Source organism: Kitasatospora sp. NPDC058406 (genome assembly GCF_042722765.1).
GTDB lineage: Bacteria > Actinomycetota > Actinomycetes > Streptomycetales > Streptomycetaceae > Kitasatospora.
Window position 1 is genome coordinate 19318 of record NZ_JBHXKE010000112.1, and the last position, 10576, is coordinate 29893.

Consider the following 10576-nt stretch of genomic DNA (forward strand, 5'->3'; position numbering starts at 1 on the left):
GCTCCCCCCCCGGGGGGGGGGGGGGTCGGGCCCCCCGCCCGCCCCCGGGGGGGGGTTGGGGGGGGGGGGGGGGCGGCCTGCCCTAACCCCCCCCCCCCCCCCCGCGTCCCTGCGGCCCGGGGCAGCCTCCCCCCGTGAGGCTGCCTCGTTCCGATGGGGGTCAGGGATCGCCGATCGTCCGGCTTGTGACGGACATGTCCGGACGAAGCGCCCGGACGGTGAATCGGACCGACCCGAGAACAATGCCCCACGGACACATGAATGTTCGAGCGTCAGCCGGGGTTGTGAGACACTTCCGTCCGTCTCAGCTCCAGGACCTGGGGTTTGGGACGCCGGGCCGCTGAGGTTGGAGACGCCGCTGACGTCGGGGGAGACGGACACGCCCGCCCACAGCCCGGGCCGGTGGCCGTCCAGGCCCCGCCGATCCCGCCGCCCCCGGCCTCGGATGTTTGGAAGACCTCATGGGTTCCGCCTGGAAGAAGCTGCCGGACGAACTGTCCGCTCCCGCCAGACGCCTGACGGAGGAGCTCCGCGCCGTCAAGGACGTGACAGGGCTCTCCCTGTCCGAACTGGCCGCCCGGACCCACTACAGCCGGGCCTCCTGGGAGCGCTGGCTGAACGGCAAACGGATCGTCACCGAGCAAGCGCTCGAAGCACTGATCGGGGCGGTGGAGTGCAACGGGCCGGCACTCCGGGCGCTCTGGGAGGCGACGGCGGCAGGGGAGCTCGCCGGGGAGCCCAGCGATGGGCGCACCGGAGCGGAGCCTGAACCGGCGTCGGGCCTGACGGCTCCCGGAGCCGCTGCGCGCCCGGCGTCAAAGGACGCGGCCGAGGACACGGCCGAGGACGCGGACCGGGCCGTCGAACCGGCGGCGGACGCGTCGGAGCCCACCGCCGGAACCACGACGGACCCGGAGACCACGGAGGCGACGGAGGCGACGGAGGCGACGGAGGCGACGGAGACCGCCGGATCGCCCGAGGACGCGGAGGACCCGGAGGACCCGGAGGACCCGGCGCCCTCGGAGGCAGGGCCGGGGGCGCCCCGCGCCCGCCGGACGCCGGGGCGGCAGGTCGCGCTCGTCGCCGCCGTGGCGGCGGCGGTGGTGCTGCTCGCGCTCGCCGGCATGCGGTACTCCTCGGGCGACGGCAGTGAGCCGACCGCCGTCGCCGAGCCGGCCGTGTCCTCGTCCACCCCCGCCAAGACGGCCCCGACGGTGGCCGCCTGTCAGGCCGTCGGCTGCTCGCACAAGGACCCCAAGGCCACCGGCTGCGGCGCCGACGCACGGACCGTGCAGACCACCAACATCGGCAAGGTGGTCGCCTACCTCCGGTACAGCCAGAAGTGCCAGGCCGCCTGGGCGGCGATCACCGAGGGCCAGCCGGGCAACCAGGCGGTCGTCACCACCAGCGCCGGCGAGACGGAGACGGCCCTGATCCACTGGGGGTACGACAACTACTCGGCGATGGTGAACGCGGCGGATCCGGCCGTCACCCTCCAGGTCTGCGGCCACCAGTCGGCGGGCGTCTCCTGCACGAACGGCGTCTCCGACCTGGCCCGGCTGGTCGCGTCCACGCCGATCCCGATCGGCCCGGCGTCCCCGCCCCCGGCGATGGCCTCCGCACCGGCCGCGACGGCCACCGAGCCCCCGGCCGCCGAGCCCGCCTCCGCGGCCCCGTCCCCGGCGGCCACGCCGTAGGGCACCTCGCCCGGATCCTGTCGGACGGCCCCGCCGGCCCGGCAGGATCCGGGGAGCCGGCCCCGAGGAGCGGGACCGGGCTAGTCGAGGTAGCCCCGGAGCTGGGCGGCGAAGGCGTGGTCGCGGAGCTTGACCAGGGTCTTGGACTCGATCTGCCGGATCCGTTCCCTGGTCACGCCGAACAGGGTGCCGATCTCCTCCAGCGTGCGCGGCCTGCCGTCGTCCAGCCCGTAGCGGAGCTGCACCACCTGGCGCTCGCGCTCGCCGAGGGTGGCGAGCACCGCCTCCAGGTGCTGGCGCAGCAGCAGGAAGGTGGCCGACTCCGCGGGTGAGGCGGCGTCGGCGTCCTCGATCAGGTCGCCGAGCGCGACGTCGTCCTCCTCCCCGACCGGGGTGTGCAGCGAGATCGGCTCCTGGGCGAGCCGGAGCAGCTCCCGGACCCGCTCCTCGGTGAGGTCCAGGACGGCGGCGATGTCGGCCGGGCCCGGCTCGATGCCGCGTTCCTGCAGCAGCGAGCGCTGCACCCGGATCACCCGGTTGATCAGCTCCACGACGTGGACCGGTACCCGGATCGTCCGCGCCTGGTCGGCCAGCGCACGGCTCATCGCCTGGCGGATCCACCAGGTCGCGTAGGTGGAGAACTTGTAGCCGCGGGCGTAGTCGAACTTCTCCACCGCCCGGATCAGGCCGAGGTTGCCCTCCTGGATCAGGTCCAGCAGGGTCAGGCCGCGGCCGACGTAGCGTTTGGCGACGGAGACCACCAGTCGCAGGTTGGCCTCGGTCAGCCTGCGCTTGGCGATCCGGCCGGTCACCACCAGGGTGTCCAGGTCACGGGCCAGCGGGTCGGCGGGCGGCGGCTCCCGGTTCAGCCGTTCCTCGGCGAAGAGGCCGGCCTCGATCCGGCGGGCGAGTTCGACCTCCTCGGCCGCGGTGAGCAACCGGATCCGGCCGATCTCGCGCAGGTACTGGCGGAGCAGGTCCGCGGCCGGGCCGCTCCCCTCGGGGGCGGCCCGGTGCTCGGGCGCGTCCTCGGCTTCGGGGTGGCCCGCCGGGAGGCCCTGGGCGGGGATCCGGGCACCGCCCGGGGGCGGTGCCCCGGCCCGCCCGTGGTCCGCGGAACCGTCGGGGCCGTCGAGCCCCCCGGTGGCGTCGGGTCCTTCGACGCCACCGGGGCCTTCGACGCCGTCAGGGTCCTCGACGCCGTCGAGACGGCCGGGACCGTCGGAGGCCCCGTCCTGGGGGGCGAGCGGTTCGTCGGTCGGCTGAGCGGTCGCGGCAAGGCCTCGGTCCACGGGCATCCCCTCGGGGCGGGCGCGACTCTGGCGGACCCGCGCTGTACGGAGGTGGGACGCCTTCCAGTGTGCGGCACGCCACGCTCCGTGGCCGAGACTCGTGCGCGGACTTTCTGAGCGCGGTCCGCCAGGAGCGGCGCGCGTCGGCCGCCGGGGCCCCGACGGCGCTACAGCGCGGCCGAACCCCTGCTGCGCAGCTGCTGCCCGTACTGCTGGAGCTGCCACAGCTCGCTCTGCACGGCGTGCAGTTCCTCGGCGGCGGCCCGGTTGCCGAGCCGCTGGAGGTGGCCCCGGACCTCGTTCACCCGCCGGTCCACGGCCAGCAGCCGCAGCTTGACGAGGAACTCCCCCGCGTAGATGGCGTCCACCTTGCGGCGCGAGCGCACCGGCTCCACGGTCAGCTCGGTGACCAGCGAGCGCACCTGGTCGTCCGGGCAGGCCTCGCGCACGGTGCTGGTGAAGTCGGCCAGTGTCGCCCCGTACGCGGCGCCGCCGGCCTGCCCGATCGCGCGGCGCACGGCGGTGTACGGCGGGGTGGGGAACTCGTCCTCGGCGTAGTTGTCGAAGGCCGGGGCGACCAGGTCCGGGTGCTGCAGCGCCAGCTTGAGCAGCTCGCGCTCGACGAACTGGGCCGGGTCGCGCGGGTTGACCGTGAAGACGGGGCGCGCCGGGCGGACCGGCTGCGACGGGTCGGGGCGGCGCTGCTGGCCGGCGCCGCGCGGGTTCTGCTGGCGTTCGCGGTCCCAGCGGGCCAGCTGGGAGACCCGGCGGACGACGAAGGGCTCGTCCAGGATGCCGAGCATGCCGGCCAGCCGGACGGCGTACTCGTGCTGGATCGAACGGTCCTTGATCTTGGCGACGATCGGCGCCGCCTCCTCCAGGGCCGCCGACCGACCTTCGGGCGTGTCCACCCGGTGCCGGGCGACGGCCGAGGACAACGCGAACTCGAAGAGCGGCACGGGGTTGTCGATCAGCTCGCGGACCGCCTCGTCGCCCTTGGCCAGGCGCAGGTCGCACGGGTCCATGCCGCCGGGGCTGACCGCGATGGAGGTCTTGGCGGCGAACTTCTGGTCGTCCTCGAAGGCGCGCAGCGCGGCCTTCTGGCCGGCCGCGTCGCCGTCGAAGGTGAAGACGGTCTCGCCGCGGTACTGGGAGGTGTCCATCAGTAGCCGGCGGATGATCTTGATGTGGTCCTCGGCGAACGCCGTCCCGCAGGTGGCGACCGCGGTGGTGACCCCGGCCAGGTGGCAGGCCATCACGTCGGTGTACCCCTCGACCACCACGGCCCGGCCCGACTTGGCGATCTCCTTCTTCGCCAGGTCGAGGCCGTACAGGACGTGCGACTTCTTGTAGATCGGCGTCTCGGGGGTGTTGAGGTACTTCGGCCCGTTGTCGTCCTCGCGGAGCCGGCGGGCGCCGAAGCCGATCACCTCGCCCGCGATGTCGCGGATCGGCCAGACCAGCCGGCCCCGGAAGCGGTCGATCAGACCGCCGCGCTGGCCCTGCGAGGCCAGACCGCCGAGCAGGATCTCCTTGTCACTGAAGCCCTTGCCGCGCAGGTAGCGGACCAGGTGCTCCCAGCCGACGGGGGCGTAACCGACACCGAAGGTCTTCGCGGCCTCCTCGTCGAAGCCCCGCTCGGAGAGGAAACGGCGGCCGATCTCGGCCTCCGGGGAGACCAGCTGCTCCTGGTAGTAGGCGGCGGCCACCTTGTGCGCCTCGACCAGCCGGGTGCGCTCGCCCTGCTGGTGACGGGGGCTGTAGCCGCCCTCCTCGTAGCGGAGCGTGATGTTCGCCTGAGCGGCCATCCGCTCCACGGCCTCGGCGAAGGTGAAGTGCTCGATCTTCATCAGGAAGGCGATGGTGTCGCCGTTCTCCTGGCAACCGAAGCAGTGGAACACGCCCTTGGCGGGGTTGACGTAGAACGAGGCGGACTTCTCGTCGTGGAAGGGGCAGACGCCCTTGTACTCGCCGCCGCCACCGTTGGTCAGCTGTACGTAGTCGCCGACCACCGCATCGATCGGCAGTGCGCTCCGCACCGCCTGTACGTCTTCGTCCCTGATCCGCCCGGCCACCCCGGAAGTCTACTGGGGTGGCCGGGGTTTCCCGGGGCCGCTCCCCATCCGGTCCGGTGGCGGGCCCCGGCGGGCTCAGGTCCAGGCCGCCCCGACCAGCTTGCCGTGGAGGGCCAGCGCCGAGGCGTCGGTGAGGGTGGCGATCTGGTCGATCACCGCGCGCAGGGCCCCCCGGTCGTCCTCGGCCTCGTGGTAGAGCGCGGCGAAGACCGGGTCCAGCCCCTCCGGCGCGCGCTCGTTGAGGACGTACGCCAGCTCGGCGATCACGATCCGCTGACGGGCCCGGAGCTGGGCCTGCTCGTCGCGCTGCATCACGAACCGGACGGCGACCGCCTTCAGCACCGCGCACTCCAGGCGGACCTCGCGCGGCACCACCAGCTCGGCCTCGTACCGGGTGAGCCGGCCGGGGCCGTAACGGGCGCGGGTCGCCTGCTCGGCGGCGAAGCAGAAGCGGCCGATCAGCTGGCTGGTGAGGTCCTTCAGCCCCGCCCGGGCCCGGGCGGTGCCGTCGTACGCCTGGGGCCACCACTCCTGCGCGAGCAGCCGGTCCAGGGCGTCCGACAGCTCCTCCGGCTCGGCGTCCGTGGCGTAGCGCTCGGCGACCTTGAACAGTTCGGCGCGCTCGCTCGGGGCGAGCAGCGCGGCCGGGTCGATGTGACCGGCCTGGAGACCGTCCTCCACGTCGTGGGTGGAGTAGGCGACGTCGTCGGACCAGTCCATGACGGTGGCCTCGAAGCACCTGCGACCGGCCGGGGACCCGGCCCGCAGCCAGCGGAAGACCGGCAGGTCGTCGGCGTAGACGCCGTACTTGGGCGAGGCCGGGTCGGTGGGGTGCGCGCCGTGCGTCCACGGGTACTTGGTGGCGGCGTCCAGGGCGGCGCGGGACAGGTTGAGCCCGACGCTGCGGCCCGGCCAGGGGGCCAGCCGGGCGGGTTCCTCGTCCTGCGGGGCGAACCGCTTGGGCTCCAACCGGGTCAGGATGCGCAGCGACTGCGCGTTGCCCTCGAAGCCGCCGCAGGCCTCGGCGGCCTGGTCGAGCGCCTCCTCACCGGTGTGGCCGAACGGCGGGTGGCCGATGTCGTGGGCCAGGCAGGCGGTCTCGACGAGATCCGGGTCACAGCCCAGCGCCGCGCCCAACTCCCTTCCGACCTGGGCGCATTCCAGCGAGTGGGTCAGCCGGGTGCGGGGGAAGTCGCTGCGCATCGGGGCGACCACCTGGGTGGTGCCGGCCAGCCGGCGCAGGGCCGCGGAGTGGAGCACGCGGGCGCGGTCGCGCTGGAACGCCGTCCGGCCCGGGCGTTTGTCCGGTTCGGGCACCCAGCGGGCCTCGGCGGCGTGGTCGTACGGGTTCGGGGTGGTGGCGAGGCGGTGCGTGGTGTCGTCCATATGCCCTTCACGGTACGCCGAGCCCCCGACACCGGAAGTGTGCCGCGCGCGACGGGACACGGGCCGGGGCGTGAACGCTCGGCCGCCCGCGGAAGGGCCCCCCGGGCCCTCCCGCCGCCCCTGCCGCAGCCACTGGCCCCCACGGCCCGGGGCCTTCACGAGCCGGCGCCTTCACGACCCGGCATCTTCACGAGCCGGCATCTTCACGAGCCGGCGCCTTCACGAGCCGACAGCCGATGCCCGGTGCCGGTTCAGCCGCGGACCGCCCTGAGGACGGCCGCCGCGGCGCCCTCCTGTCCCTTGGCGTTGGGATGGATCCCCGCCAGACCGGGCGCCGGGAACGGCGGCTCGACCCAGCGGGCGGCCTCACCCGCGCACATGTCGTGGCCGGACGAGGGCGCGGCGAGGTCCACGAAGACCGCGCCCGCCGCCTCCGCTCGCCGCTTGAGCATGGCGTTGAGCTGCTGCTCCTTCTCCACCAGGAAGCCCAGATCACCCCCGGCGACGGTCTTGCCGAGCACCGGCACGCAGACGGCCGGGTCGGCCGGCAGCAGCGAGGGGTAGCCGACCACGTAGACCTTCGCCTGCGGAGCGCGGCGCTTGACCTCCTTCAGCGTCTCGCCCAGCCGTTCACCGGCCGCGTCCACCTTGCGCTGCACCTGGTCGGCACCGTCCGACGCGGCGTAGTGCTCGCGGCACGGTGCCGGCGCCCGGCCGGAGCCGACCAGTTCCTTGACCGCGTCGACCAGGTTCTCCTTGGCGCACTGGGTGACGACCTCCATGAACCCGGCGTCGTTGCCGCCGATCCCCACGGTGACCAGCCGGGTGGCCGGTTCGATCGCGTCCAGCTGCGGCGGATTGGTGCCGCTGCCCGTCTCCTGGGAGCCGGTCAGGTCGCCGGTGCGGGCCCCGCTGCAGCTGGCGTCGCGGAACTGACCGCCCGCCAGGCCGAGCGCCTTGGCCACCAGGCTGGGGTAGTTGACCGTCGAGCGGGCGCAGCCCTTCGGCTCCCCCGCCTGCGGGCTGATCTTGAGCCCCGCGGTGTACGAGTCGCCGAGCGCCACGTACGGACCGGTCGGTGTCGGGGTGGGGGTCGGCGTGGCCGACGCCGCCCGGTTCGCCTGCGGACCCCCCGGTACGGCGGCGCCGACGGCGGTGTCCGTACCTCCGGTGCCGGAGCAGGCGGTGAGCAGGACGGCGGCGAGTCCGACGGTCAGGGCACCTGTCAGGGCCCTCGGTACGGCGCGTGACGGGTCGGTCTGCCGCGTGGCGGACGCAGTGGTCGACGACGAGCCCGACCGGGCGCCGGTGGGCGCGCCCTTCGGGCGTACGGACAGAGGCACGGGATCCCCCCGGGTAGGAGCCGTTGGCGTTCTTCCTACGACGGCCCGTCCCCCGGGCACCGCCATCCCAACGGACGGAGACGCCGGATCGATCCCGCCGGAACCGGCGGATTCCGGCGCCTCCCTACCGTGCCCGTCCTTCGGGGCGGCGCCCGTCTCTCCGGAGGGTGTTCCTCACCCCCGGAGGGCATTCGTCACCCCCGGGCGGCGTCCGCCGGCCCGGGGGCTCGCACTGCTCCGGAGGCTTCCGCTACTCCGGGCCGCGCTCGTGCTCCGCCAGGAACTGCTCGAACCGCCGGCCCAGCTCGTCCGCCGACGGCAGGTCCACCGGCTCGGCCAGCAGGCTCTCCCGGCCCTCGGCGCCCGCCACCGCGTCGTACTGGCCCTCCATGCCGCGGATCGCCGAGCGCAGGTCGCCGTCCCCCTGCGACAGCTGGTCCTCGATGTCGGCGTACACGCCGTCGACCTGCTCGCGCAGCTGCGTGCCGGGCAGCACCAGCCCGGTGGCGGACTGCACCGCCTCCAGGATGAGCACCGCGGCCGCCGGGTACGCCGTGCGCGCCACGTAGTGCGGCACGTGCACGGCGAAGCCGAGCACGTCGTGCCCGGCCTCGGCGAGCCGGAACTCCAGCAGGGCCTGCGCGCTGCCGGGCACCTGGGCCTGCTCGAACCACTGCGGGTAACCGGCGGCGAGGTCGAGGCGGTTGCCGTGCGGGGTCAGACCGACCGGGCGGGTGTGCGGCACCCCCATCGGGATGCCGTGGAAGTCGAGCGACAGCCGGACGTCGAACCGCTCGACCAACTCGCGGACGGCCGCGATGAACCGCTCCCACTCGACGTCCGGCTCGGGCCCGGTGAGCAGCAGGAACGGCGAGCCGGCCGCGTCGTGGACCAACTGGAGCAGGATCTCCGGCGGCTCGTAGGAGGACCAGTGCTCGCGGTCGAAGAGCATCGCGGGGCGGCGGGCGCGGTAGTCCACCAGACGGTCGTGGTCGAAGCGGGCCACCACCTGGGGCTCCCCGGCCTCCAGCAGGTGGGTGACCACCTGGCCGCCGGCCTCTCCGGCGTCCATGAAGCCCTCGAAGTGGTGGAGCAGCACCAGACCCGCGCCGGTGTCGGCCAGCGCGGCCCTCGCCGCGGCCACGGCGGCCACGCCCTGCTGATCCAGCTCGTACAGCGCCTGGGGATCACGCACCGCGTACCCACACCCCGCTCTCTACTCGGTCTCTAGCTACTCGTCGGACTCGTGCCGGTTCTCCTCGTGCAGCGTGCGGCGCTCCGCCGGAATTCCCGCTGCCGGGATTCGCCTCCCCGGCTGCGGGACTCCCCCCGTTCCGCTGCCCGGAATCCTCCCGCCGCACCGACCGGACGACCGGGCCGCCCCGGCCGCCCACGACGGCCCCGGAACGCCTCCGCGGCCTTCCGCCGGTCCCACTGTGGACTCCCGCGCCTTTCCGGCCACCGCCCGCCCGCGCCCGCCACCGTCCCGCGCCGCCCGCGAGCGCTCGGCGCGCCCCCGGAGGGCCGACTCGACCATGATCGCACCCGATGGGAAAAGCCCTGGTCAGGGGCGGCTGAACGGCCCGTCGAGGCAGCCCGCCGCCGCACCCGGCGGCCATTCGTGTGCTGCGAAGTGACGCACCGCCTTCTGGCGGGTATCGTCCTCTCGCTGCCTCGCATCGTCGCGTCGTCGTCACGTCGTCCGTAACGCCGTCGATCACGTCCCGGCCCGGTGCTCGGCCAGCCACCTACGACGCATCTTGCCTTCACCTGGCCGCCTGTTTCCCTTCGCGCTCCCGTATCCTCATCGGCCATCTCGCGGACGCACACTGTCCCCTCGCTCATCCCGCCGGACCGGTCCGTGGACCCGTGTCCGTTCCGGCACCGCGCTGCCCGTCTCCGGGCCGCCGCCCCCCAACCCGCCCGACCGGTACCTCCGGCGTGCGCGGGTGCCGGCGGGCGGACCTCCGGGGCGGGGCGAAAAGTCCACTGCTCGGCCCGCGCGCACCCAGGCACGGGCCGGCATCCTCCGACCGATGAAGGACCGAAGGTTCCGTGCCCGTACCTCTCATCCTCACCGGCCGCACCGTGCGGCTGGAGCCCCTCGCCGCGCACCACGCCGAGGCCATCGCCCAGGCCGGCGCCGAGGACCGTACGACCTACGCCTTCACGCCCGTCCCGCACGGCCTGGAAGCGGCCCGCGAGTACATCTCGCGGGCCCTCGCCGACCAGGCCGCGGGCCGGTCGCTGCCGTTCGCGACCGTGAGCCAGGCCGACGGCCGGGTCGTCGGTTCCACCCGCTTCCTGGAACTCGACTACTGGCAGGGCCCGCTGGTCTGGCCCCCGGCGCCGGGCGTGCCGTTCGGCGACCCGGCCACCGCCGTGCCCGACGCCGCCGAGATCGGCAACACCTGGCTCTCCCCGCGCGCCCAGGGCACCGGCATCAACACCGAGGCCAAGCTGCTGATGCTCCGGCACGCCTTCGAGGTGTGGGGCGTCCAGCGGATCTCGCTCCGTGCCGACGCCCGCAACCAGCGGTCGCGGGCCGCCATCGAGCGGCTCGGCGCCACCTCGGAGGGCGTCCGGCGGGCGCACTCGCGCGGGCTCGACGGAGTGGTCAGGTCCACCGCGTTCTACTCGATCCTGGACGACGAGTGGCCCGCCGTCCGCGACATCATCGAGTTGCGGATCGCCGCCGCCACCTCGCCGAGCGCCCCGGATCCGGCGATCAACCAGGAGTGCCTTAGACACGGCGGCAGCGGGCACCTGATCACGGCCTGAAT

7 protein-coding genes are annotated in these 10576 nt (G+C 74.2%); 2 read left to right on the top strand and 5 right to left on the bottom strand.

Annotated features, from left to right (window positions below; translation table 11 throughout):
- Positions 1–461: 461 nt before the first annotated feature.
- Positions 462–1697 (top strand): DUF2690 domain-containing protein, encoded by a 1236-nt coding sequence (locus tag ACFWOG_RS22330; RefSeq protein WP_380360532.1) that lies wholly within the window; start codon positions 462–464, stop codon positions 1695–1697.
- Between the two features lie 80 nt (positions 1698–1777).
- On the opposite strand, the gene ACFWOG_RS22335 is transcribed toward ACFWOG_RS22330, so the two are convergent.
- From ACFWOG_RS22335 to ACFWOG_RS22355, 5 genes are all read right to left on the bottom strand, one after another.
- On the bottom strand, positions 1778–2995 hold the full coding sequence (locus ACFWOG_RS22335) for a sigma-70 family RNA polymerase sigma factor (protein ID WP_380360534.1): 1218 nt from the start codon (positions 2993–2995) through the stop codon (positions 1778–1780).
- A 161-nt stretch (positions 2996–3156) separates the two neighbouring features.
- Positions 3157–5064: a DNA primase gene (gene dnaG / locus ACFWOG_RS22340; RefSeq protein WP_329951527.1), complete on the bottom strand. Its 1908-nt coding sequence runs from the start codon at positions 5062–5064 to the stop codon at positions 3157–3159.
- Positions 5065–5139: 75 nt separating this feature from the next.
- Entirely contained in the window at positions 5140–6450 is a 1311-nt protein-coding gene (locus tag ACFWOG_RS22345) for a deoxyguanosinetriphosphate triphosphohydrolase (protein WP_380360536.1), read from the bottom strand.
- 251 nt (positions 6451–6701) lie between these two features.
- Positions 6702–7793: an SGNH/GDSL hydrolase family protein gene (locus ACFWOG_RS22350; RefSeq protein ID WP_380360538.1), complete on the bottom strand. Its 1092-nt coding sequence runs from the start codon at positions 7791–7793 to the stop codon at positions 6702–6704.
- 250 nt (positions 7794–8043) lie between these two features.
- Positions 8044–8988, bottom strand: coding sequence for a PAC2 family protein (locus ACFWOG_RS22355; protein WP_329879003.1), 945 nt, complete (start codon positions 8986–8988; stop codon positions 8044–8046).
- Positions 8989–9848: 860 nt separating this feature from the next.
- Between ACFWOG_RS22355 and ACFWOG_RS22360 the strand changes: the two genes are divergently transcribed.
- Positions 9849–10574, top strand: a complete 726-nt coding sequence (locus ACFWOG_RS22360) for a GNAT family protein (RefSeq protein WP_329879004.1) — start codon at positions 9849–9851, stop codon at positions 10572–10574.
- The last annotated feature ends 2 nt before the right edge of the window (positions 10575–10576 follow it).